Consider the following 22,425-nt stretch of genomic DNA (forward strand, 5'->3'; position numbering starts at 1 on the left):
TTGGTGGCATTGTGCTGCAGCGCAGCAATTGATATTGTTTCCCTCGTACTTTTCAGGAAACGCGCCCATGTCCCGCATCAGTCACCTTGAACTGGATGACGCCAATCTGCCGCCTCCCACACCGGAGATCGAGCAGGAGCGTCGCGTGGCCATGTTCGATTTGCTTGAAAGCAACCGGTTTGTCCTGCCACCGCGTGATGACCGCCCCGTACCCGCTGGCCCCTATCATGTCGGGCTGTCGATCCGGGACAAGCGGCTGGTATTCGACGTGGACACGGAACAACACGAGCGGGCCGCAGAGTTTCATCTGTCGCTGTCGCCCTTTCGTCAGGTGGTCAAAGACTACTTCCAGATCTGCAAAAGCTACTTCGATGCGGTGAAATCCCTGCCGCCCAGCCAGATCGAGACGATCGACATGGCGCGGCGCGGCATTCACAACGAAGGCGCCCGAATTCTGGAAGAACGTCTGGAGGGCAAGGCGGAGGTGGATGCCGACACGGCACGCCGCCTGTTCACACTGATCTGCGTCCTGCATTTCGGGGGCTGACGGCGCATGCCGAAGCTGCCGCAATCTGTGCTGTTCTGCTGCGACCACAATGCGGTCCGCTCTCCCATGGCCGAAGGGGTCATGAAACAATTCTACGGTCAGGATGTTTATGTCCAGTCCGTGGGCGTTGTGAATGACCTGGAAATCGACGGGTTCGCCATCGCCGCTTGCGCCGAGATCGGTGTGGAACTGTCACGCCATCGGTCGCGGAGTTTCGACGAGATGGAGCAGATGGGCGACACGCTTTCCTCCTTCGATGTCATCGTGGCACTGTCGCCGGCGTCGCAGAAGCGGGCGCTGGATCTGACGCGGTTCTATCACCTGACCGTGGAATACTGGCCTGTGTTGGACCCGACCGGTATCGGTGAAACCCGCGACGCAAAGTTGAACGCCTACCGCCAGACCCGCGACCAGATCGTGGAGCAGTTGCAACGCAAGTGGGGCCCGCCGCGTTACTAGGCCACGCCTCGCCATACTTTTACACAAGGATATGTCGTGAAGATTGCCACAGCCGCTTACCCGCTGGACCTGCTGGATGGGTGGGATGCCTATGCCGCCAAGCTGACTGGCTGGGTCGAAAAGGCGGTCGCGGCTGGCGCGGAGTTGCTGGTCTTTCCCGAATATGGCGGGATGGAGCTTGCCACCTTGGCCGGACCCGAAGGTTTGAAGGATCTCGAGACATCATTGCGGACCGCGTCAGATTTCGTTCCCAAGGCGGATGCGTTGCACAGTGATCTCGCGCGGCGGCACGGTGTGTATATCGTGGCGGGGTCTGCGCCCGTCTTTGACCCCGAATTGGGCAACCGTCCGGTAAACCGCGCGCGGTTCTTTGCCCCCTCGGGTGCCATGGCGGCGCAGGACAAGCAGATCATGACCCGCTATGAGCGCGAAGTCGCGGACATCATCCCCGGTCGTCCCTTACGGCTGTTTGAAACGGGATTGGGGCGAATCGGCATCCTGATCTGCTATGACGCGGAATTTCCCCTTCTGGGACGGGCACTCGCCGAAGCCGATCTCCTTTTGGTGCCGTCGTGCACAGAGGCGCTTTCCGGTCATTCCCGCGTGCGTATCGGCGCCATGGCACGTGCGCTCGAATCGCAATGCGTCTCGGTCCTGTCCTGCGTTGTTGGTGAAGCTCCGTGGTCGGATCTGGTGGATGTAAGTGTCGGAAAGGGCGGTGTTTTCGGCCCGCCAGATGTGGGGTTTCCGGAAACGGGAGAGATTTCCGAAGGCGTGTTGGATCATCCCGGATGGACCTATGCCGAGGTCGACCCCGCTGCCATCGCTCATGTCCGCCGGGACGGCGTTGTACTGAACCGCGCCCACTGGCCCGAGCAGGCCGGACGCGACGCATCTATCACAATCGAACAGTTGCGCTGATATAGCCCTTGAAAATCTGGGGGTTTGCGCCCATTTAAGAGCGCGCTTCGCACAATGGCGGAGTCGTTTACTCAGGAGAGACCATGGCCAAGGAAGATACGCTCGAATTTCCCGGTGTCGTGAAGGAACTCCTGCCTAATGCGACGTTCCGGGTCGAGCTTGAAAACGGCCATGAGATCATCGCACATACGGCAGGAAAGATGCGCAAAAACCGCATCCGTGTCCTCGCAGGCGACAAGGTACAGGTGGAAATGACACCTTACGACCTGACAAAGGGTCGTATCAACTATCGCTTCAAGTAACTGTACTTGAAGTGAAATTTATCCTCGGATCGGGCAGCCCGCGACGGTTGGAGCTGCTTGCGCAGTTGGGGCTGACGCCAGATGACGTTCGCCCGCCCGATATCGATGAGACCCCTTTGAAAGCAGAGCTGCCGCGCCCCTATTGCGCGCGCATGGCGGTCGAAAAAGTGCGCGCCGTAAAGGCGGATCCGGACGATCTGGTGCTGTGCGCCGATACGACCGTGGCGCTGGGGCGGCGCATTCTTGGCAAGCCCGGGGATGCAGGCGAAGCGGCCGAGTTTCTGCTTGCCATGTCGGGCAGGCGACACCGGGTCATCACCGCTGTTGCCGTCCGGCGCGGCGACCGTGTCTGGGAAAAGGACGTGGTCACGCAGGTCCGCATGAAGGCTATTTCCGATCTGGAGCTGAACTTTTACCTGCAGACCGGCGAATGGCGCGGCAAGGCTGGCGGTTACGGCATCCAGGGGCCCGCGCAGGCGTTCATCCCATGGATTTCTGGCAGCTTTTCGGCCGTTGTCGGATTGCCGCTGGCGGAAACCGCCGGGCTGCTTCAGGCGGCCGGATACCCCCTATTCAAGGAAGCGCCATGAAGGGCCGACAGATCATCCTCGATACTTTGGGCGACCGCGAGGCGGCGGCGCTGCTCGTGGACGGCGTTCTTGACGACCTGCTCGTCGAACCCGAAGGCCCACGCCCCGGCACGATCTACCGCGCGATTGCCGACCGGCCCGTGAAGGGCATGGGTGGGATGTTCCTGAAAACGCCTGACGGCATGGCCTTCCTGCGCAAGGGATCGGGCCTGCGACAAGGCCAGCCGGTTCTGGTACAACTGACAGGTTTCCCCGAGCCGGGCAAAGCTTTGCCAGTGACGCAGCGCATCCTGTTCAAGAGCCGCTACGCCATCGTCACGCCAGACGCGCCGGGCATCAACCTGTCGCGCAGCATTCGCGACGAAGACGCGCGCGTTGGGATCCTGGAAGTCGCGCATGAGGTGATGGACGGGCCGTATGGCCTGATCCTGCGCTCTGCCTGCGAGCATGCGGACCCCGAAGAGATTGGCGAGGATATCGCGTCGGTTCTGGCACTTTCAACGCAGGTCATGGCGGATATCGACGGGCCGGCAGAGCTGTTGGTCGAGGGCGACGGGCCGCATTCCCTTGCATGGCGCGACTGGACCGACCCGGCGGATGTCGAGACCGACCCCGGCGGGTTCGAACGGTTGGATGTGCTTGATCAGATCGACCGGCTGGCCAGCCCCGGTGTCCCGCTTGGGGGCGGGGCCGAGATGTATGTAGAACCCACGCGCGCGCTGATCGCGGTGGATGTGAATACTGGCGGCGATACCTCGCCTGCTGCAGGGTTGAAGGCGAACATGGCCGCAGCGCGCCTGCTGCCGCGTGCCTTGCGGCTGCGGGGCCTTGGCGGGCAGATCGTTCTGGACCTTGCCCCGATGCCTAAGAAAGACCGCCGCGGGTTCGAGGCGGCGCTCCGCAAAGCTTTCAGGGCGGATAGTGTCGAGACTGCGCTGGTCGGGTGGACGCCGCTTGGCAATTATGAGCTTCAACGCCAAAGAGGCCGCGCGCCGCTGAATTGGACGGTCTAGATGGGCTGCCCGATTTGCGAAAAGCCGACCGATCCCAAGTACAGGCCCTTCTGTTCGAAGCGCTGTGCAGATCTGGATCTGGCCAAGTGGCTGACGGGGGCCTATGCGATCCCTTCCACCGATCCTGACGACTTTGACGAGTTGCAGGATGCGCTGGAAAACGCCGAAGAGGAGCGTGGTCCAAAGCCGCATTAAGCGGCTGCGGCCTTGCCCGGCGACCGATTGCAGCCTAGGCGTTAGGATGCTTCAGGAGGGCGGCTCATGCAGGAAAATGCGTTAATCCAGACGCGCGATGTCGTCCTGATTGGCGGGGGTCATACCCATGCGCTGGCATTGCGCATGTGGGGGATGAAGCCCGTTGCAGGTGCACGCCTTACACTGATCAATCCCGATCCCACCGCCGCCTATTCCGGAATGCTGCCGGGTTTCGTCGCCGGGCATTACGCCCGGGACGATCTGGATATCGACCTTGTCCAACTCGCCCGCTTTGCCGGGGCGCGACTGATCCTTGGGGCGGCGGATCATCTGGATTGCGAACAACGCCAGATACATGTGCCCGGACGGCCGCCGATTGGCTATGACCTGTGTTCGATCGATATCGGGATCACCTCGGCAATGCCGGATCTTCCCGGCTTCGCGCAGCATGGTATTCCCGCAAAGCCATTGTCGGATTTTGCCGCGCGGTGGCAGCAGTTTCGCGACGCTGACGGGCCCGCACGCATCGCGGTTATCGGGGGCGGTATCGCCGGGGTCGAGCTTGTCCTGGCGATGACCCATGCGCTGCTGTCCCGCGGGCGCGAGACGCAGGCACATCTGATCGACCGGGGCGAGATCCTGAAGGGGATGGCCGGCGCGACGGTTTCGAAAATGCGTGCGGCGCTGAAGGCGCATGGCGTCACTGTCATAGAGAAGGCAGAGGTCGCCCGCGTGGAGGCCGATCACCTTGTCCTGTCCGATGGACGGCACGTGGCAAGCGACTTCACCGCCGGTGCGGCGGGTGCGCGACCCTACGAATGGCTGTCCCGCACCGGGTTGTACTGCTCCGACGGGTTTCTTCAGGTCAACCCGGCGCTGCAAACCTCGTCCCCCGATGTCTTTGCCGTGGGGGATTGTGCGCATATGTCCCGCAATCCGCGCCCGAAAGCCGGTGTCTACGCGGTGCGTCAGGCGCCGGTTCTGGTTCACAACCTGAGGGCCAGCCTGCAGGGCAAGCCCCTGAGCATGTACCGCCCTCAGAAGGACTACCTGAAGCTGGTCTCCATGGGCGAGCAACGCGCGCTTGCCGAACGCGGTGGGTTTGCCTTGTCAGGGCGGATGATGTGGCGCTGGAAGGATTATATCGACCAGAAGTTCATGAACCAGTTTCGTGACCTTTCTCCGATGGCGCCGCCGCCGTTGCCGAAAGATCGGGTGGCTGACATGGCCGAGGCGTTGGGCCCAAAGCCGCTTTGCGGTGGCTGCGGTTCCAAACTGGGCAGGGGCGTGCTGCGCGGGGTTCTGGACACCCTGCCGCCGCCCTCACGGGGCGACATTCAGGCGCTCCCCGGCGATGATGCTGCGCTGCTGGTGGTCGGGGGGCAACAGCAGGTTCTTAGCTCCGACCATCTGTCCAGCCTGACGAATGATCCCTATGCGATGGCGCGGATTGCCGCCATCCATGCCTTGGGCGATATCTGGGCGATGGGTGCGGAGCCGCAGGCCGCCACTGTCTCCGTCATCCTTCCGCGCCTGTCCGAACCGCTGACCACGCGCACCCTGTCCGAGATCATGACCGGCGCGTCCGAAACCATCCGAGCGGCCAAGGCGGATATCGTCGGAGGCCACAGCTCTGTCGGGACGGCCCTGACGATCGGTTATTCCATCACCGGCCTTTGCGAAAACCCTGTCACGCTGGGCGGCGGGCGCCCGGGGGACGTCTTGATCCTGACCAAGCCGATTGGCAGCGGCACGGTCATGGCGGCGGAAATGCAGATGAAGGCAAAGGGGGCCTGGGTGGCCGAATGCCTGCGCCAAATGCAGATCCCCCAGGGCGAAGCCTCGGGGGTTTTACGAAATGCGCATGCAATGACCGATGTGACAGGCTTTGGTCTGGCCGGGCACCTGTTGAATATATGTCAGGCCTCTGGCTGTGCTGCCGAATTGCTCACAGGCCATGTTCCGCTGCTGCCCGGCGCGCTCGACCTGGCGCGCGCTGGCATACGCTCCACGCTTTATCCGCAAAACGCCGCCATGCATCCAGGGCTGGAGAGTGGGCCGTTGACTGACCTCATGCTTGACCCACAGACCGCGGGTGGGCTGCTCGCCGCAGTGCCGGAAGGGCAGGTGGCTGCCGTGTTGCAGGAGTTGCGGGCCGCAGGGTTTCCGGCCGTACGCGTCGGGCAATTGGTCCCCGGCACGCCGATTATCCGATTCATTTCCGGCTAGGCCGAGTCATCCCGGCGTCACGCCAGAGAGGCTCCAGTCTTGGACCGTCGCCTCAATCCGGGCTGCTGCGTCGTCAAGCGCTGCGCTATCGAGGGACGCCATCGCGACCTCTGCCAATACCAGCGGGTTGATGGCTCTGCGCGACTTGGCATAGGCGGGATCGTAATGCTGTTCCATCAGCGCGCGCGTCAGTGCCAGCCTGTCCCCGACGTCGATCATGCTGAACCAGCTCTCGACAGTCTCGCGCCCGCGAAAGGTCTTCAGCGGCGCCAACCGCTCACGCAACCGGCTGGTGTTGGATAGGATATCGTCATAGGCGCGGTCCAGATAGGCTGCGCGGGCTTCAATCGGTGCGGTTACTTCGATCCAAGGCGCTGCGCGCATCATGGCCCAAAGGCTTGGCGGCACCAGTCGCTCGCCGACCTTGCTCGACTCCGCCTCGATCACCACCGGTCGGCCCGGGTCAAAGCCCGAAAGGACCTGTGCGATACGGGTCTCGAACCCCTTTTGGCTGGGCTGCGGAGCTGCCATTTCACCTAGAAGGGAGCCGCGATGCTGTGCGAGCCCCTCAAGGTCGAGCACTTGCACCCCGCGCCCCTCAAGCCGGTGCAGCAATTCCGTCTTGGCAGTGCCGGTAAATCCGCCCAGCAGCACCGCAGGGAAGGGCAGCGGATCGATGTGCAGCATCTGGTTCACCGCCCTGCGATAGCTGCGATACCCGCCATCCACGGTTTCCGCCTGCCAGCCGATCTGCCGCAGCATCCAGGCGAAAGAACCTGATCTCTGCCCGCCGCGCCAGCAATAGACGAGCGGCCGCCAATCGCGGCCCCGGTCTGCCAGTGGCCCCTCGATGTGGTGCGCCGCATTCCTGAAGACCAGCGCAGCCCCGACCCTGCGGGCCCGAAAGCGGCTCTCTTGCACATAGATCGTGCCAACCCGCGCGCGCTCTTCGTTATCAAGCACGGGAAGGTTGATCGCGCCCGGCACGTGGTCCTCGGCAAACTCTGCCGGGCTGCGCACATCGATCACGTCATCGAACCCGTGCCGGAGAAATGCTGAAATATCATGGAACTGTTGCGTCATAGTCGGCATCATATCGAGATGCCACGCCACTGAAAGGCCGAAGTTTCCTGAGAACATAGCACCGTTTCGGGCAACAACAGGCACCTTCCCAAGCGGCATTGTCATTAGAGCCCGTTTTTTCGCGCTTCCCCTCTGGACACGCCTGTTTCACAGGTCTAGAAGGCGTGCACCCGAACGTCGAGACGTTCCCCATGCCCGGGTAGCTCAGGGGTAGAGCAGTGGATTGAAAATCCTCGTGTCGGTGGTTCGATTCCGCCCCCGGGCACCATTTAAACTTAATGAAAACAAAAGATTGCGACGTTCGTGTGATAGCGTATCGTTGGCTTGGTTTGCTGTGGGTATCATTGGGGTAGCGTTTCGTATGCCGATTTCCGTTGATGCTAGGCGATGCGCCATCCGCTCAGGCTCGTTGTCTGTTCGCGATGGCCAGTAGCGCGCAGAAACGATGGCTTGAAGTGTGATAATCTCCATGCGGTACCCGACAAGGCACCCTTTCCAGTTGAAAACGTCTGCTGTGCATGGGACTAATCCAAGAATTGAAAGCTCACCGAGGCAACATCCGTGCAGCAAATAGAAGTTAAAGTTGAAAACGATCATATTCAGCGGATTACCACCGCAAAACCGCTTGCCGCCATTTCAGAACTCATTTGGAATGCCTATGATGCCGATGCGCGCGAAGTAAAAGTTGAACTCGAAGAGGGGCAACTTACCAAGCTAGGCTTAATCCGAATTGTCGATGACGGGACGGGAATTCCTGCAGACGAAGTAGAAACGTTCTTCCAGTCGCTAGGCGGCTCGTGGAAAAAACGCGCGGTCAAGACCAGTAGTGGCCGATCGATCCACGGTGAAAAGGGTCAGGGCCGCTTCAAAGCATTTGCTCTCGGTGAGCGAGTGACTTGGATATCGCACAATGCGGGAAAGAAATTCTCGATTAGCGGCGACAAGTCGAACTTAAAACGGTTCTCGATTTCCGAAACTGTACCAGCAACAAACTCAGGCTGCACTGTCGAGATTAAGAATGTTGTTCGCGATTTTGAGATTTGGACCGAAGACGGTTTCGCTGAGCAGGTGCGCGATGTATTCGCACTTCAACTCTTTGACGACCCCAGTTTTCGTATCATCTATGACGGTGAGGATATCGACGCACGGGAAGCCATCAGAGATGTGACACCCTATGAGGTAACTGCGATCACCGAAGACGGTCACGAATGCAAGGCGACATTAGAAGTCATCGAATGGAAGAGAAAAGTTGAACGGAAACTAATGCTTTGTCTTCCCGGCCGCTTTAGTTTCAATGAAATTGCTCCGGGCATTCATGCGCGTGGTTTCGACTTCACTGCCTATTTGACTGCCGACCATTTCCAATCACTCGCAGACGACAACACCGAAGGGCTGGTTGAACTCGACCCGCCGTCAATGGCACTCGTAGAGGCATCGAAAGCGAAGTTGCGGGAACACTTCCGCGAACGGGAAGCAGAGCGCTCCCGTGGCAAGATTCACGAATGGAAGGAAGATAAAATCTATCCCTACGAGGGTAAGCCTTCTGATCACATCGAGATGAATGAGCGACAGGTCTTCGATGTCGTCGCTCTGAATCTGGCCGACTACAGCCCTGACTTCGAGAAGGCTCCATCGAAACAGCAGAAATTAATCCTTCAGCTCGTCAAAGCAGCAATTGAGTCCGGCCCCGGCGCTCTGCCAGCTATTCTTGAAAGTGTCGTCGATCTTCCAAAGGCCAAGCAAGAGGAACTAGCTGAGCTTCTCCGGAAAACTTCGCTGACTTCCATCATCAATGCAGCGAAGAGTGTAACTGATCGCCTCGAGTTTTTGCGCGCCCTACAAATTCTGGTGTTTGAGCCAAACTCCAAACGCCAATTGCTCGAACGCTCCCAACTTCACCGTATCATTGCCCAAGAGACGTGGATTTTCGGCGAGCAGTTTAACCTATTGAACGACGACGAAGATTTGTCGGCTGTTCTACGCAGTCATCTCAAGTTGCTTGGGAGCGATAACGACGATAGCACCCCACGAGATTCGCTTGCGCCGAAAGAGCCTGTCTTAGACGCAAACGGAAAAGCTGCAATCGTTGACCTGATGCTATCCTGCCGAGTTCCGACAGCGACCGACGAAGAACGCAAACATCTCGTTGTCGAACTGAAAAGGCCGAGCCAGAGCCTCAACGAAGATGTGATCAACCAGATCAAGAAATATGCCAAGGCTGTCGCACTCGATGATCGATTTAAGCACTCAAGTGTCGAATGGGACTTTGTGGCCGTTGCTAACCGTTTCACTAACGACGCCGAGCTTGAAGCGCGACAATCCGGCAAGCCACGCGGCTTGGTGCTCGAACTTGATGATCCAATCAAAATCCGTGTTTGGGCAAAGACTTGGGGTGAGATCATCCAAGAAGCAGAAGGACGGCTGACCTTTTACAAACGTCGCCTTGAGTATCAGGCCAACGACAAGGAGGCGCTTCGATACCTGCGCACAATTAACGTCGACTACCTCAGCGACGAAGTCAAAGAACGCATTTCGACAATGGATTCGGAAGAAGAAGTCGCTGCAGAATGATTGCTGATAGTATCGGCTACTAACTGTACCACGAAGTGTCATCAAAACGATGGCCGATGAGAGCTAGCTTAGCGGGCTTATCGATCGGTGCCTCAAACCTTAGCCAAAACGGAAAATCGTGTTGAACTTCTGCGGCGTCATGTTTGGAGCCATAGTGTAAGGTCACATGCGCGACACCTGAAAATCGAACGACTAGAGATTCCGACAACAGCGCTTCGACTTCAATTTCTGCGTCATCGATCCAAGGGTCAATTTCGTATCCTTTTCCAGCAAGAATATCGATGTCGTCGAAGGTACGTTCTATCAGAGCATCCGACATTGCGCGGTACACGTCATCCACCAAAGCGTTTTTGACGGCATTTCGTCCGTGGTAAAAAGACTCCAAAAGCCCATCGAGTGCAGTAACGGCTTCATCGATAAACGCCTGTATAGTTTTGTCATCACTTACAAGCGTTGCGGGCCGCACATGCGTCGCTTTGTTCAGGACCTCGATCGAGCGGATTGCGGCTTTGTGCAAATCCTCGACATCGAGTCCTAGCTGTTCCACGAACGCGTCGGATAATCCGCCTTGGGTAGAGTAGATGGCTTTTTGGCGGCGCGTTACCGTTCTCGTGTTTGGGTCTTGCTTGAACCATGAGCATGCGCGAACGGCTTCATCTGGCGCGTTTGAATGCAAGATATGGCCAAACAGCTCCCGCAACCCCGCTGCTGCAAGGTGCAACCGAACCGGATTACTGCTATCATTCGCAACCATAAGGCTGCCGGAGAGCAGATTTCGGGAAAACTGATCTGGAAGGCGATCCTCGATTGCCACTAGATTTCCTTGTAAATAAATGGGGAGGTTGGCAATAAATGATGCCGAACCTTTAAAAGGTGCAATGATTTGAGGTTTTTATTGCAGAAAAGAGGCTGGCGATCCAGATTACTTCTAGTCGCTTGATATTTCGCAGACCCAACATCGAACAATGCGCATATTGAGGAAAATTTGCGTTCAGTGCGGCATGACCTGGCACCTCCTCGCGCCCATTCTTTCAGACTGCGGAGCACAACTAAAGCGAAGCGTCTATCAAAGGATCTTCCGTTGAAGAACATAACAGGAGCTTTCAAGGCGGTCCCATGAGCTTAGTAGCAAAGTAGTCGATCAGCTCACCCGTTTGAGTACCCTGCCGAAACCTTCGCTGTTCTTCAAAATCGATAGACGGCAGCATGTGGATGAATTGTTCGTCGGCGTACAGTGCCAGTAGCTTCTCTGGGTCGAGGCCACCCGTTCGCAATCCTGCCAGATTGTTCCCAGCTTCGATAGCAGCTCCAATCATTACGTCTGCAAGCTGCACCGCTGAGCTTTGCTTTGAATCCACTTGGCTAACGCTTGAAAGATTTAAAGGGAAGCTAAGTGTCGTGATCTCGGTCGAACGGAAACGCGCAGTGTCGGTGTGGTCGATAAACCGCTGGATAAGTTCGTTGTAGGTCGCGAGGTTCTTGGATTGGTCATGCTCTACCTGATAAGGGCCATCTGCCATCACTTCCATGCGGGTGATAAGCGACTGCAGAACGATTATTGCAACATCGGTACTTAGTCCCGGGGTTGCAATCGCGTTCAGGCACTCAGGTGCGGCGTACTTTGCAAGTGGCCCAAGAGCTTCCGGGATTTGCTCCCAGTTCGTCGCTTGCGCGGCTGCAACCAATCCGTTCAGTGATTCAACTGTTTTCTCTTTCATCGCATTTTGAAAGGAAACCATAAGCGCCATGAACTGTGGCTTACCTAGTATCGCTGGCCCAGCCATGTGCAGCATTGAGGCCATCGCATAGTTCTGGCCATCAGCGTAAAAGTCAATATTGCGCTGATAATAGTAGGGCTCCACAGCGTAATCGACGAACATGAGTGTCAGCATGAACCGCTTGTCACAGACGTAGGTCACACATTTGAAATCGGTGAGAAGGTCGCGCATTAGCCCTAGCAGACGGGGGTGGTTGTTTGCTCGCTTAGACAGCGCACGATACTTGAGTTCAGGCGCTTTCAGCTTCGGAAAATGCTGCTTGATCAATCGCTCGGCGTCGTCCTCGCTGATAGCAATTGCCGCCGCTCCTTGAAAACGCTGATCAGCGTTGAGCAAGTCGAACCCTGTGTAGCCGCTCTCGTCGATCCGAAAGCATTCCATCGCTAAGTCATCTGTCATACGCAGTACTTTATCAGATCGGTGCTTGCAGGACAGCGACCAATTTTCAATTAGAAAGTGCCGCAAAAAACGGTCCCGTCAAAATACAGTATTTATTCTATGCCTATTTCTTCAAAACGTTCCGTGCTTCCTTCTCGGCGGCTGACCCCTTCACCCATTGCCACGGGGTGCGCGGCTTCCTTGCCTTCGCCAATTCAGGGTTCGCCTTGGCGTCGCTGGCCGCAGCGCGCAGGCGTTCGCGAGCATCGCGCGGGTCAATCTTGAGTTCGTCGCAGATGGCCTTGAGCGTCACGATATCGGTCATTTCGATCTCCTAAGTTGCTGATGCAGATCGATAAGACGAGCCTAGCAGGCATGTCAGGGACAATCTTTGCCCTACGAATAGGTAGCTAGACCGTGGCTCAATATTTTGTTTCGGTGGATCCTAAGGCCCTCTTAAACAATGTCAGTTGCAACAGGACGAAACAACTCGATCTGCCCGAGAATATGACCGTCGGGCAAGTAACTGACACCGCTGTATCCTGTGGTCGTGCGCTCTGAACGGCGAAACTCCCTTAGAACCTCCGGCCCTTGACGTGATGTATCGACTAGGCGTCGGAAAACTTGCTCCTCGATGCCAAAAAAAGTCCCAGAAGTCTGATCGAGCCGGAAGGGGTTCTTAGGCTTCATGATTACCTTATCGTTGTCGAAATCATAAGGCAGTGTTCCGTTATGGTTAGAGGGAAAATAGCCACCGATAAAACGAAGCCCTTTCATTGCCGGTAACAAGCACTCCCAAATGGTAATTGAGAAACCAAGTTCAGGACTAACGAGCGTACCCGTTTGAAGAGCCGCTGAAAGCACGGGTTGACGCAGCTTCGCAAGGCTAGGCGCGTAGTGCAATGATCGCACTGCGGTAGAAAAAGCGCCGCTTTCGTCAAAGAACCGGCGTTCACCCGGAGTCTGGGGGTCCTCGGCCGAAAGTTTCGTAAATATCTTGTCACTGTGCGTGTGAATCGCCCACCGCATGGCAACAATATACCCCTTTACGCTCATGGGGTCGCCCGATGAATCCAGCACACGAACGCGATCAATTGTTTGCGCCATTTTGCGAATTGCACCGTATTGAAACCTACTGAGGCGATAGAGCCCTTTGCCTCTGCTAGAGACACCTCTCCAGTGGAATCGACACAGAAGTAGTCGGGCGCGTCCCCTTCCTCGGTCGTGTCCTTTTCAACTGAAACACCGTGCGCCATAGCCAACGCGCCATGATCTCGAACGTCTTCGATGCGGGCCACATGACTGATGTCCAGATGCCTGTCGAGAAACCAGCGGCAGAAAGCTTCACCCAGTTCGTTGGAGTTGTTTTGCTTCTTAGTCTTATTTGCACCGAGACCATTGTGTTGAAAGCGAAACGGTGTAATCGGCTCCAAAAGTCGTACATGCTCGAAATGTGCCGGATCAGGATCGGGTGGTGCAATATCGAAACTCTGCAGATAATAATGATGGTAGAGGTCTGCAAGCTCGACTGTTACTTCGGGCACCGCGCTGCCGGGCTTTGCTGGGTCCTCAAGAGATGCCGGTACCGCAGGGAATTTATTGAGCGCTAGTTTCACCGATTTCTGCATGTTTGCCTTTCTGTATCGCTTTGAGAGCTCAATGCGACTTCTGGATCCTGATCAATACTCAAGTAGCACTCTATGCTGGCACTATTGCGATGTCATTCTCGGTTGCCTCTGCCATCTGGCATCTAGTCATGAGGTCGTAGCGGACCGGGAAGCAGCACCTGCAGTGTGTCTTTGAATGATTGCACGGTGACCTGTAACTAACCCCGAGGACGGAGAGCCTAGGGCGCGCGCGGCGGCGTTACATTGAGCCAGAAGGCATCGTTGTCGTGACGACGAAGTGTTGCGACGAAAGAGCCGCTGACGCCAATGCTGGCCCCTGTGTGCCGCGCAGACATTCAATGACCTAGGATTTACCCTGACGCCCCTCACTGCTCGATCTTATTGCGCTTTTGCAGCCGCAACCAGCAAAGGAGACCACAATGGTCATTCGGGCAACATGGAAGTTTAACGGGCAGGAAAAGGTCATTCTCAGCAACTGGCACAGGCTGTGGTGCCTACTGTTCGGTCCGCTGTACTACTTGTTCAAGGGGATGTTCCTGTGGTCGATCTTGTCGCTGATCACAGCCAATGGCCTGTGGATTGGCTTCCCACTTTACAATCGCGCTATCGTCACGCGACACTTCCACAAGAAGGGTTGGGTTCAAGAATGATCCACGGAGCGTCCAACCATGTAGATTGCTACCCGAGTGAGACCCGATGGGCGGCACTGAAACCCAGCGCTATTGCGGACCGCATGAAAAGGTTCAGCAAATTGGCTCCGAGGCAACCCCGACAGTCTGATACATAGTCCTCGTGTCACCCGAGACGGGGCTGCTGGACACCCACGGAGGTGCTGACGCCGGAGGGGTGGGGGGAGGTGTTTTTTGTTAACGGCGCGTGTCTCGCGGGCAGACAAGTGGTCATGCATACTTCCGAGGTTTTCGGCCTCTAGCCGCTGCCTTGCACCACCCCCACTGGCCGTTGGGTCAGTTCACCTTGTTGCGCGGGATGACTTTCATGGGAAGTTTCCCTTTCTTCCGCATCTCCCGAAACTGTTCGATGTGCCGCTGGATGGTCATCGCGTGTTTGAAGGCGAGATCGGTCGGCGTATAGGTTTCGAAACCGTGGATCGATGCGTAGACCCCGGTGACTTCAAGGAGAGCCTCGACGACATCGGTATTGGTGAGGACGATATCATCGCTCCCCTAGACTTTGCCGCAGTCCAGTATCGCATTGTTGATTTTGGACTTTAGGCGGTTTTGCATTTTGGCGTGATCTTCCATGTGATTTCTCCATTTTTGTTTATAGCGAGCCTCGGCGCAGACGTGCATCTGGCGTCGAGCTGAACCGACTTTCGGATGATCACTTGCTCAATAATCACATACGTGTGCGAATTCTGAGCAAGTGAATGATGTGTTGCCTGCGGCCTCATGGCAGAGACCAAACAGACTCCTTCCCGTCTTTCGACTTGATGATCCCGAGCGTGTCCCCGGCACGGCGTAGGGTGGCCATTGTGATCCCGTTTGCCTCGGCCATCCCGTCCAGAATTTTCTTTTTGGTCGGGCCTCGACGCAAAACGGATTCCAGCCACGCCGTTGCCGTGTCTCGTGCCTTGGGTGGGCGACCACGCTCTACCTCAGGTGGCGCGAGAATATCTGCTGCCGTGAGATCCGGTTCGCACGGGTCCCAGACGAGTTTGGGATGCGAACGAGGCCCTTCGCTCTCCATTTCGAAGACAATCGCCGGGCCCGTTTCGGAATAGTTTGACTTCGCATGTACGATGGCGCGCTTGCGCGGATCATCGGGATGCGGCGCGAGTATCAGCCCGGAGCGCACCCGTGCGGATATCGAAATCGATCCGATACCTTGGTGCATGGCATGGTCAGCTCGTGCCTTTCGCAGGTGCCTTACAATCAGGATCGCAGTGTCGAAATCCCGCGCCAGTTGATCCAGCTCGATCATAAAGTGCATGGTCTCGGTTGCGTTGTTGCCGTTGGCACCTTCCTGCATGAACGCAATGATTGGATCGATGATGACCAGCGCCGGAGTGTTGGCAGTCAGTTCGCGCCGGACAAGTGCCAGACCGCGCTCATCAAGTGTGAAGGGCTCATCCTGATATCGTACCTTCGACACGTCCGCTCCGGCCTTCATTAACCGGGGTTTTAGAACCCTAGAGGGGTCGTCTTCCGCCGACATGAACAACACCGTTCCCTGTTCGATTTCATCGACAAAGGGAGGCGGTTCGCCAGTCGTGACGGCGGCGGCAATGGCACAAGTGAAGGTGGATTTCCCTTGGCCCATATTACCATCAAGAACAGTGATCGCGCCCTTGACGATGTAGGGATAAGCAAGGAATTGCGGTTCGGATTCCTCGACATCATCAAGCCAGCCAAACACCTCCTCGTGGTTCGCTTCATATTTACTGACACTCTCGGCAATGCGATCAACTTCGTCCCCGTCAAGCGGAGGGCTGCACGCCGCACCGTTGATGGCACGAAGCGCTGCGGCAATCGCCGTCTCGCCAAGGCCGCGGAACCTGAGAGAACCCGCAATTTTGGTTAGCTCGTTGTTACGACCACCGGCTTTGAATGCCGCCTCGTTTTCAAAGCAGGCGGTGCGGGTGGCCTTGCGCTCTAGCGACCGCACAAACGATGCGGGCAATCGAGCGGCCGTTTTTCTGTTCCTGCGCCACCGATATGGCTTTCCGCTGTGATGCCTACTTGGAGGCACGACGATGTAGCCGCTGTCGGCATCTTTGATATCTATGCCTACAAGGGGCACTTTTTTCTTGGGCAGCGCCTCTGATGCCCGATAGTAGTGGTGCGCACCCCTGCCGGTTTGAACCGCCAAGGTTGGCTTTAAGTCCAAGCCGTCAAAGGTTTCCTCACCCTCGGGGCCGTCGACATCAAGCGCTATCAACCCGCGTGGCAGGATCACCCCCAGATTTGCGTTTGGGTACGATTTGAATGCACGACGAATCTTGACGGCATTACTCGTGGCACTGTGCTGACCCTTTGGGAAAAGATCGGCGATTGGGTGCTTGCCGGGGCTACTGCACTGGCGCTTACCGCACGTGCATGCACCGTTTTCACCGATACCGTGTAGAGCAATAATTTTTGCACCCTGCCGCGCCCATGCGAGCGCAGCTTTAGTGGCAGAAGACGACTTCATGTCATCCTCAAAGCGAAATGCTTTGGGCATCTCGTTCTCCTTTTCTGGATGATCAGTAGTCTGCGTAAAAAGTCCGGGCACGTTCAGCATCGCGTTCCGTTAGCCAGTCCTCAATCTCGGACATGAACCAAGCAACGGTGGTGCCGCCCATACGGATGCGCCTCGGGAACCGCCCTTGGGCTTCCCAACGCAATTTCGTGGTGTTTGAGACTTTTATGCCCATGCGCTTCAGGTCATCACGGGTCGCAAGTCGCGGGTTGTTTTCTTCGATATTCATAGTGGGCCTCCATTTGTTAAATGAAGGGGTCGACCCCAAGTGAGGACAGCATATGGCAGAGCGAAACTGTTTGATATCAGAGGCGTAGCTAAGGCCGCGCAGGTTTTGCGTAACTATCAATACCTACTTTTCTGGCGGCAAAGTGGCGGCATCCAGCACCTGCCCTGAAAACGAAAAGCTAGGCCCGAATATCTCGAGACCACATGCTTCCATGAACTTTGTGTACTCGCTACTGGCGGTTTTTGTCCGGTCGTATCCACCGCGCCGCGCAGGCACGTCAGGAAAATACTGACGAAATACCTCGGTCAGAACTTCCGCCAAATCTATTTTGAATTCGTTCGAAAGTGGTGAGCCTCGGCGGGTACGCCCTTCCATTGCGGCTATCAAATCGGTTACGCGGCCAACCAGTAATTCAAGCTCTCTGAGTAATTTTTTCCGATCAGGCGGTGCGGAAACTGCTCCGTCTGGCCACTCAGAAAGCAAGGCTAGATTTTCATCCGAAAGCGCTGCGGCAAGTTTTTGGGCCGGGTGCAGCACCGAGCTTTGGATCGTTCGCTTACGAACATCCGATCCCTGTAGTATTGGCCCATCGCCTATGCCAAGAGGCGAAGACATCGCTGCAATCCAATACGCCTCGGCAATGACTCGCAGTTCCTTGGCCAATGCCATTTGATCAATTTTCTTTTCGCTACCAACTCTTCGGCAAATTTTATCAATCAGCTTTTCAGAGAAAAAATCGGGCGCTGGCGGCAGTTGCCTCTCAAGCCAACCCAATTCGAGGTATTTCAGGTAGTAGGGCTGGTTTGGTGAGTTGTCCGACATGGCTATTCCATTGCTCAAGAGCGTCGCGCTTTTCATCCGCATATGAATAGACATTGTAGATTGCAGCTACACCTGAGACCACACCCGTCTTGTGGTTGAGCAAAGCCTCGGTCACGGGTTGTGGCACGCCGAGTTGGGCCATGTTGGTAGACATCGTGCGGCGCAGATCATGGGGGGTCCAAGGTTCGGCATCCTTAGGAAGCGATTTATCGAGACGTTTTTTCAACCGGCCAAACCCAGAAATTGGCGTAGTTCCCTTCGTAGTGAACACGAAATCAGAACCGATAAACTTCGGTATTCTGTGCAACACATTCAGCATCGCGTCGGTGATCGGCACGGTATGCTGCCTGCCGTTTTTTGCCCGCGTCGAAGGCAGGGTCCAAAGGCGATTTTCGAGGTCGAGTTCAGACCAGCGCATCTCGGCGACTTCGGCGCGCCTTTGGCCACTTAGGATCAACAGCTTCATGCAATCCCCAAATGGGTAGCCTTCGTCGTCACTGGCCTGCCACAGCACACCTAGCTCATCGTCCGACAGCACGCGCTCACGGGGCTTTTCTTTCGACGGAGGTTTCATTCCGGCAATGGGAGAAGCGTCGATAATGCCGCGCTCGACACTCCAGCCCATCAGATGCTTGAGATGGGCCAATGCACGGTTCACGCCGATTGGCGCGGACTCTTGAATTGTGTCGCATGCTTTCACGACATCTGCGCGTTTGATCTCGTTGATCCATTTTCCATGCAGGGTCGTGAACTTAGCCAACTGAGCTTCTTTGCGCTCGAAGTCGCGGTTGTGAACCTTGGCATACTTCTCAATATAGTCAGGGATCACGTCGCCTAGCGTCGGTTTCGTCTTGACTTCTATGCCGGTGTTCTGTTCGAACTTGCCTGTTTCCACTTCATAAAGGATTTGCCGCGCTCGTTCCCGGGCGTCGTTAAGGGAAAACGGCCCAAACTGGCCGATGGTCAGTCGCTTCATTTTCCCGTTTATGCGCTTGTGAAAGCTGAATGTCTTGGTGCCGGACTTGTTCACACGAAGGACCAAGCCGGGAACCACCGTGTCACGATAGTCTTCCCGCTTGGCTGGGTTTGGATTTCTGGTATCGATGAACTTGGTGGTGAGTTTATGTGTCATGAGGTCATGATAAGAGACCAGGCGATCCTTCGTCAGGGACAAGTCTAGACGGTTCACGGGATTTTGGATCGGTCTGTGTCGACTCTCAATCACTTATGCTTACACGCGTGGTCTTCTATGCCACCCTGAAGAGCGAATGACGCGCTGTCATTTCCATGCGTATTTCACTCAAGACACGCAGAAATTCTTTCATTGTGCCTGAGGCTCTTTGCGAAGAAGCATTGAACAGCTACGCTTAGACAGTGCTATATTTTTCTTGGGGGAAAGGCAAATGGAGTTTGTTGCAACTTGGATACCGTTACTCGCCTCGTCAGTAGCAATAATTGTTGCGGCGATCTCATGGCGCACTTCTCGCGTACTCCAACGGGAGAAAACAATGGGGGACTTCGAGTCGCAAGCCAGATTGAAGCAAATCGAGTCTTTCCTGAAGAGCACGGGTGATGAGGCTGTTTTGCTCAACAAGCGACTCGACGAGGAAACCAATACCTTGACTGGTGCAATACAAAGCATTCAAGATCATCGGAACCTGCTGCGTAGAATAAACGCTATCATCGCTGATGCTGGGACCTACGAAACGCCCAATCTTGGGGCACAAGTGAACAGTGCCGTGACGAGAGTTGAAGACGCACACAAATCGGTATTCTCGCAATTTCTTGAATCATATGACTTTTCCACCTTGCACGCGTTCAAAAGGGCCGCTCAACGTTCTCAACCGTCGCTGCTGGAGCTATTTGACGATGACAATTCAAACGTTGATATTAATGAGCTACGTTCAAGGATTCTTGAGCTTTTAGAGGAGGGGCAAGACGCTCAATCGGAGTTGCGCGATATTGTCCTTCAGAACAGAGCAACAAGAGAGGCGGAAATTGAAGATGTCAAACTCACTACTCTGGCTTGACGACGAACCAGAAACGCTCCACTCGATTGCCCACTTTATGGAGAAGCAATTCAATGCACGGGTCACGATTAAACCTACCATAGAGGAATTTTTGGAGGCAGCGACACGCGAAAAGTACGGACTAATGCTGATCGATATTGGAGTTCCAATGTCAGCCGGGTGCGATTACCCAGACGAGCTTTTGTGCCGCGTGGGGAATGCAAAGTATGCTGGATCGGCTGTTTTTAGGTACATGTCCGAAAAGAAAGAGGAGTTTGGAAGCCCTAGACTATTTGTCTGTTCGGGGCACGCCCCAGATTTTGTTACGCAAACACTGGGAGCCGAAGTTGCTTATCAATACGTCAACAAGTCGCTTATTTTGCTTAGCCCACAAAACTTCGCTTCAGAGCTCGGCTTGGCTAATTCAAGTTCTCAAAGAGTGGGATCTTCGGTTGAGTTGGGGGTGGATAGTCAGAAAGTTCATGATGTGCGCACACGCTTGCTGCAATTGGCAAATGTTATCGCAAGTGTGACGCAATCTGCAAGCCGAATGCTTGGCATTTCGGGCGCTGAAAACCCCATAGACATAGACTTCGAGAAATGCATCAGAAATGAATTTGCACTAGTATCTCGGACGCTTGATGAAATCGATGCGTATGAGCACGCAGAGTTCATTGACAACATCGAGGACCTACTCAGCATAGCAGGTCAGGCTGAAAAAAATGGGTTAGTAGCCAGTCAAACGATGGTCGTAGAAGCAGTGTTTGAGGCCGCAAAAACCTGCCGGCGCTCCAATATGCCACAGTGTTCAGTGATAGGACCGTCTTTAGATAGGATCCTTCATCTATTCAATTATGCAACAATATCTCAACAGGCTAGTGACCTAGTCTACACAGCAAGCTTACTCGGCGTACCAAGAAAGGATGAAAAACACGATGCTTTCCGTTTTGTCATCCAAGCCGAAGCAAAGAGCCTTCAAATCGAAGCTGCGAGCCGAAATTTGGAGGTCAGGTTGGAACTTCGGTCAGACCAAATGTTGCAAGGGGAGCATTTGAACCGTTTCCGTTCGGCATTCTACAATGTTCTATCTAACGCCGTAAAATATAACGGAGAAATAGGTCGAAAAAGGGCTTGGGTGGATGTAAGGTTGTTTGAAGACGATCAAATGGTCGTTGTTGAAGTGGAAAGTTGGGGGGATCCACTCCCTAGTAACGAGCGCGACTACTTGATCTCAAATGGTTTCCGAGGGAGCAATGCTAAGAGGCTTGGTTTTGGGATGGGATTGTCAATTGCGAAACAGCACATGGAAGAAATGGGAGGCAAACTGACAATTTCAATTCGCGAGGCGGGGAATTCGAGGCGTCCTCGGGATATTTTTACTGTAAGACTTTCAACACCGACTACCTAGGCCACCGCTTGTAGAAAGTAGATATACTTCCCCCGAGAACGTTGTCGTTTTTCGAGGCCGGTCCCCACCAAGTTGTCGAATGTCGAACTCCGAATGGGATTCACCCAAGGCGTTTCTACGAATGACGAACTCGCCACTGAGGACGCGATGTTTTTGAAATAGCTACGATGGTCCGTTACTATGCGTAGTATGGCTCCTGCTCGACACTTTGTGTGAAGTTGTAACAAAAACCTCTCTGTTAGTAGCCACCCAGATAGATGTGATCCTAAGATGTTTGTCCGCTTAATCCCCGTTACGTAAGGCGTGGGAAAGTAGATGTGAGCCGCTGCTAGTGAATCGTCTTGTACATTACGTGTTATGAAATTCTCTGCTTCGTCATGGGCGATTATTGCATTGCTCAAGCAATCTCGGGCAATTCTCTCTTGGGACGCATTGGCGTTGTCTTCGTTTATGTCGATGCCAACAAAAACCGTGTTTGGCTTTTCTCGTGCAATTCTTGCAATAAACGTGCCCCTCCCGCAGCCGATATCCAATTCAATGTTGCCTAACAACAAACCCTACCTTCTCAACAAGTTCCTTTTTTACCGCTTGGCCCTTGCCTTGCAGCAATTTTCCCTCAATTCCTGTGCCTTCTACCCCGAACGGGAATGTTCGGTTACTGTTGGCGGGAGGTCAAGTTCGCACTCTCCAATTCTTTGGACCTTTTGTTTTTTAACGCCCACCTCTCGCTGGGTATCGCTGGGGTAGCAGGAGCGGCCTGCTTGAATGCTTCGGCACGAGACCCGCCGAGACGATCTGCCATGCGCAAAGATCAAGGTTATCAAGCCGCTACGTTACGGGTTGAGCGATCCTGAGACGGCGTGTGCGGATCACAAGACTAATTGAAAATCCTCGTGTCGGTGGTTCGATTCCGCCCCCGGGCACCATAAAAATCAATATCTTAGGGTCCACCCGGTGCAGTTCACTTAACTGTTGATTGTCACTGAGAACTGACCCGGTATTTTCACCGAGAATTGACCCACTCTCAATTATGCGTCGTGGTCTATGACGCGGTCAATGTTTTGG

Annotated in this window: 23 protein-coding genes and 1 tRNA gene; 13 read left to right on the forward strand and 11 right to left on the reverse strand. The window is 55.3% G+C overall.

Features of this window, described 5'->3' with window-relative positions; genetic code table 11:
- The first annotated feature begins 67 nt into the window (after positions 1 to 67).
- The 8 genes from EDD52_RS17900 (at position 68) to selD (ending at position 6,256) form a co-directional block, all read left to right on the forward strand.
- Complete coding sequence (locus EDD52_RS17900) at positions 68 to 547, forward strand: UPF0262 family protein (protein ID WP_132247517.1); 480 nt, start codon at positions 68 to 70, stop codon at positions 545 to 547.
- A 6-nt stretch (positions 548 to 553) separates the two neighbouring features.
- On the forward strand, positions 554 to 1,006 hold the full coding sequence (locus tag EDD52_RS17905) for an arsenate-mycothiol transferase ArsC (protein ID WP_132247519.1): 453 nt from the start codon (positions 554 to 556) through the stop codon (positions 1,004 to 1,006).
- Between the two features lie 36 nt (positions 1,007 to 1,042).
- Positions 1,043 to 1,927, forward strand: a complete 885-nt coding sequence (locus EDD52_RS17910; protein ID WP_132247521.1) for a carbon-nitrogen hydrolase family protein — start codon at positions 1,043 to 1,045, stop codon at positions 1,925 to 1,927.
- A gap of 83 nt (positions 1,928 to 2,010) precedes the next feature.
- Positions 2,011 to 2,229, forward strand: coding sequence for a translation initiation factor IF-1 (gene infA / locus EDD52_RS17915; RefSeq protein ID WP_005978431.1), 219 nt, complete (start codon positions 2,011 to 2,013; stop codon positions 2,227 to 2,229).
- An 11-nt stretch (positions 2,230 to 2,240) separates the two neighbouring features.
- Positions 2,241 to 2,819 (forward strand): Maf family protein, encoded by a 579-nt coding sequence (locus tag EDD52_RS17920; protein WP_132247523.1) that lies wholly within the window; start codon positions 2,241 to 2,243, stop codon positions 2,817 to 2,819.
- Complete coding sequence (locus EDD52_RS17925; RefSeq protein WP_132247524.1) at positions 2,816 to 3,832, forward strand: ribonuclease E/G; 1,017 nt, start codon at positions 2,816 to 2,818, stop codon at positions 3,830 to 3,832. Before EDD52_RS17920 ends, EDD52_RS17925 begins: the two co-directional genes overlap by 4 nt.
- Complete coding sequence (locus tag EDD52_RS17930) at positions 3,833 to 4,027, forward strand: DNA gyrase inhibitor YacG (protein WP_132247526.1); 195 nt, start codon at positions 3,833 to 3,835, stop codon at positions 4,025 to 4,027.
- A 66-nt stretch (positions 4,028 to 4,093) separates the two neighbouring features.
- Positions 4,094 to 6,256 (forward strand): selenide, water dikinase SelD, encoded by a 2,163-nt coding sequence (selD, locus tag EDD52_RS17935; protein WP_132247528.1) that lies wholly within the window; start codon positions 4,094 to 4,096, stop codon positions 6,254 to 6,256.
- A 6-nt stretch (positions 6,257 to 6,262) separates the two neighbouring features.
- Here selD and mnmH read toward each other — a convergent pair whose 3' ends face one another.
- A complete protein-coding gene (mnmH, locus tag EDD52_RS17940; protein ID WP_132247530.1) occupies positions 6,263 to 7,339 on the reverse strand; it encodes a tRNA 2-selenouridine(34) synthase MnmH in 1,077 nt (358 codons plus the stop codon).
- A 193-nt stretch (positions 7,340 to 7,532) separates the two neighbouring features.
- On the opposite strand from mnmH, the gene EDD52_RS17945 reads away from it, so the two are divergent.
- A tRNA-Phe gene (locus EDD52_RS17945) sits at positions 7,533 to 7,607 on the forward strand.
- A gap of 293 nt (positions 7,608 to 7,900) precedes the next feature.
- Positions 7,901 to 9,910, forward strand: coding sequence for an ATP-binding protein (locus EDD52_RS17950; protein ID WP_132247532.1), 2,010 nt, complete (start codon positions 7,901 to 7,903; stop codon positions 9,908 to 9,910).
- Positions 9,911 to 9,929: 19 nt separating this feature from the next.
- On the opposite strand, the gene EDD52_RS17955 is transcribed toward EDD52_RS17950, so the two are convergent.
- The 5 genes from EDD52_RS17955 to EDD52_RS17975 all read right to left on the reverse strand — a co-directional run bounded on the left by EDD52_RS17955 (position 9,930) and on the right by EDD52_RS17975 (position 13,694).
- Positions 9,930 to 10,724: a pPIWI-associating nuclease domain-containing protein gene (locus tag EDD52_RS17955; protein WP_132247534.1), complete on the reverse strand. Its 795-nt coding sequence runs from the start codon at positions 10,722 to 10,724 to the stop codon at positions 9,930 to 9,932.
- A gap of 289 nt (positions 10,725 to 11,013) precedes the next feature.
- Positions 11,014 to 12,087, reverse strand: a complete 1,074-nt coding sequence (locus tag EDD52_RS17960; RefSeq protein WP_243651999.1) for a DUF3800 domain-containing protein — start codon at positions 12,085 to 12,087, stop codon at positions 11,014 to 11,016.
- Positions 12,088 to 12,190: 103 nt separating this feature from the next.
- Complete coding sequence (locus EDD52_RS17965; protein ID WP_132247536.1) at positions 12,191 to 12,391, reverse strand: hypothetical protein; 201 nt, start codon at positions 12,389 to 12,391, stop codon at positions 12,191 to 12,193.
- 131 nt (positions 12,392 to 12,522) lie between these two features.
- Positions 12,523 to 13,173, reverse strand: coding sequence for a hypothetical protein (locus EDD52_RS17970; RefSeq protein WP_165907575.1), 651 nt, complete (start codon positions 13,171 to 13,173; stop codon positions 12,523 to 12,525).
- On the reverse strand, positions 13,119 to 13,694 hold the full coding sequence (locus EDD52_RS17975; RefSeq protein ID WP_132247540.1) for a hypothetical protein: 576 nt from the start codon (positions 13,692 to 13,694) through the stop codon (positions 13,119 to 13,121). Before EDD52_RS17975 ends, EDD52_RS17970 begins: the two co-directional genes overlap by 55 nt.
- Before the next feature lie 419 nt (positions 13,695 to 14,113).
- Between EDD52_RS17975 and EDD52_RS17980 the strand changes: the two genes are divergently transcribed.
- The gene (locus EDD52_RS17980) at positions 14,114 to 14,344 is read left to right on the forward strand and encodes a hypothetical protein (protein ID WP_132247542.1); all 231 of its coding nucleotides are present in this window, start codon (positions 14,114 to 14,116) and stop codon (positions 14,342 to 14,344) included.
- Positions 14,345 to 15,101: 757 nt separating this feature from the next.
- Here the strand turns inward: EDD52_RS17980 and EDD52_RS17985 are convergent.
- From EDD52_RS17985 to EDD52_RS18000, 4 genes are all read right to left on the reverse strand, one after another.
- On the reverse strand, positions 15,102 to 16,874 hold the full coding sequence (locus tag EDD52_RS17985; protein WP_165907576.1) for a bifunctional DNA primase/polymerase: 1,773 nt from the start codon (positions 16,872 to 16,874) through the stop codon (positions 15,102 to 15,104).
- Positions 16,875 to 16,896: 22 nt separating this feature from the next.
- Entirely contained in the window at positions 16,897 to 17,121 is a 225-nt protein-coding gene (locus EDD52_RS17990; RefSeq protein ID WP_132247546.1) for a helix-turn-helix transcriptional regulator, read from the reverse strand.
- A gap of 123 nt (positions 17,122 to 17,244) precedes the next feature.
- Positions 17,245 to 17,943, reverse strand: coding sequence for a hypothetical protein (locus EDD52_RS17995; protein WP_132247548.1), 699 nt, complete (start codon positions 17,941 to 17,943; stop codon positions 17,245 to 17,247).
- The gene (locus tag EDD52_RS18000; RefSeq protein WP_132247550.1) at positions 17,882 to 19,075 is read right to left on the reverse strand and encodes a tyrosine-type recombinase/integrase; all 1,194 of its coding nucleotides are present in this window, start codon (positions 19,073 to 19,075) and stop codon (positions 17,882 to 17,884) included. The genes EDD52_RS17995 and EDD52_RS18000 overlap by 62 nt, the downstream gene beginning before the upstream one ends.
- 271 nt (positions 19,076 to 19,346) lie before the next feature.
- Between EDD52_RS18000 and EDD52_RS18005 the strand changes: the two genes are divergently transcribed.
- Complete coding sequence (locus tag EDD52_RS18005) at positions 19,347 to 19,973, forward strand: hypothetical protein (protein WP_132247552.1); 627 nt, start codon at positions 19,347 to 19,349, stop codon at positions 19,971 to 19,973.
- On the forward strand, positions 19,948 to 21,360 hold the full coding sequence (locus EDD52_RS18010; RefSeq protein ID WP_132247554.1) for a hybrid sensor histidine kinase/response regulator: 1,413 nt from the start codon (positions 19,948 to 19,950) through the stop codon (positions 21,358 to 21,360). The genes EDD52_RS18005 and EDD52_RS18010 overlap by 26 nt, the downstream gene beginning before the upstream one ends.
- On the opposite strand, the gene EDD52_RS24410 is transcribed toward EDD52_RS18010, so the two are convergent.
- On the reverse strand, positions 21,357 to 21,914 hold the full coding sequence (locus tag EDD52_RS24410; RefSeq protein ID WP_132247556.1) for a methyltransferase domain-containing protein: 558 nt from the start codon (positions 21,912 to 21,914) through the stop codon (positions 21,357 to 21,359). The two genes, EDD52_RS18010 and EDD52_RS24410, sit on opposite strands and share 4 nt — an antisense overlap.
- Between the last annotated feature and the right edge of the window lie 511 nt (positions 21,915 to 22,425).

It is taken from the genome of Primorskyibacter sedentarius, assembly GCF_004342065.1.
Lineage (GTDB): Bacteria > Pseudomonadota > Alphaproteobacteria > Rhodobacterales > Rhodobacteraceae > Primorskyibacter > Primorskyibacter sedentarius.

What these genes read in the sequence shown, in the direction of transcription:
- EDD52_RS17900 (WP_132247517.1), top strand. Translation starts at nt 68, where the DNA reads ATGTCCCGCATCAGTCACCTTGAACTGGATGACGCCAATCTGCCGCCT.
- EDD52_RS17905 (WP_132247519.1), top strand. Translation starts at nt 554, where the DNA reads ATGCCGAAGCTGCCGCAATCTGTGCTGTTCTGCTGCGACCACAATGCG.
- infA (WP_005978431.1), top strand. Translation starts at nt 2,011, where the DNA reads ATGGCCAAGGAAGATACGCTCGAATTTCCCGGTGTCGTGAAGGAACTC.
- EDD52_RS17925 (WP_132247524.1), top strand. Translation starts at nt 2,816, where the DNA reads ATGAAGGGCCGACAGATCATCCTCGATACTTTGGGCGACCGCGAGGCG.
- EDD52_RS17930 (WP_132247526.1), top strand. Translation starts at nt 3,833, where the DNA reads ATGGGCTGCCCGATTTGCGAAAAGCCGACCGATCCCAAGTACAGGCCC.
- selD (WP_132247528.1), top strand. Translation starts at nt 4,094, where the DNA reads ATGCAGGAAAATGCGTTAATCCAGACGCGCGATGTCGTCCTGATTGGC.
- mnmH (WP_132247530.1), bottom strand. Translation starts at nt 7,339, where the DNA reads ATGACGCAACAGTTCCATGATATTTCAGCATTTCTCCGGCACGGGTTC.
- EDD52_RS17960 (WP_243651999.1), bottom strand. Translation starts at nt 12,087, where the DNA reads ATGACAGATGACTTAGCGATGGAATGCTTTCGGATCGACGAGAGCGGC.
- EDD52_RS17965 (WP_132247536.1), bottom strand. Translation starts at nt 12,391, where the DNA reads ATGACCGATATCGTGACGCTCAAGGCCATCTGCGACGAACTCAAGATT.
- EDD52_RS17970 (WP_165907575.1), bottom strand. Translation starts at nt 13,173, where the DNA reads ATGGCGCAAACAATTGATCGCGTTCGTGTGCTGGATTCATCGGGCGAC.
- EDD52_RS17975 (WP_132247540.1), bottom strand. Translation starts at nt 13,694, where the DNA reads ATGCAGAAATCGGTGAAACTAGCGCTCAATAAATTCCCTGCGGTACCG.
- EDD52_RS17980 (WP_132247542.1), top strand. Translation starts at nt 14,114, where the DNA reads ATGGTCATTCGGGCAACATGGAAGTTTAACGGGCAGGAAAAGGTCATT.
- EDD52_RS17985 (WP_165907576.1), bottom strand. Translation starts at nt 16,874, where the DNA reads ATGCCCAAAGCATTTCGCTTTGAGGATGACATGAAGTCGTCTTCTGCC.
- EDD52_RS17990 (WP_132247546.1), bottom strand. Translation starts at nt 17,121, where the DNA reads ATGAATATCGAAGAAAACAACCCGCGACTTGCGACCCGTGATGACCTG.
- EDD52_RS17995 (WP_132247548.1), bottom strand. Translation starts at nt 17,943, where the DNA reads ATGTCGGACAACTCACCAAACCAGCCCTACTACCTGAAATACCTCGAA.
- EDD52_RS18000 (WP_132247550.1), bottom strand. Translation starts at nt 19,075, where the DNA reads ATGACACATAAACTCACCACCAAGTTCATCGATACCAGAAATCCAAAC.
- EDD52_RS18005 (WP_132247552.1), top strand. Translation starts at nt 19,347, where the DNA reads ATGGAGTTTGTTGCAACTTGGATACCGTTACTCGCCTCGTCAGTAGCA.
- EDD52_RS18010 (WP_132247554.1), top strand. Translation starts at nt 19,948, where the DNA reads ATGTCAAACTCACTACTCTGGCTTGACGACGAACCAGAAACGCTCCAC.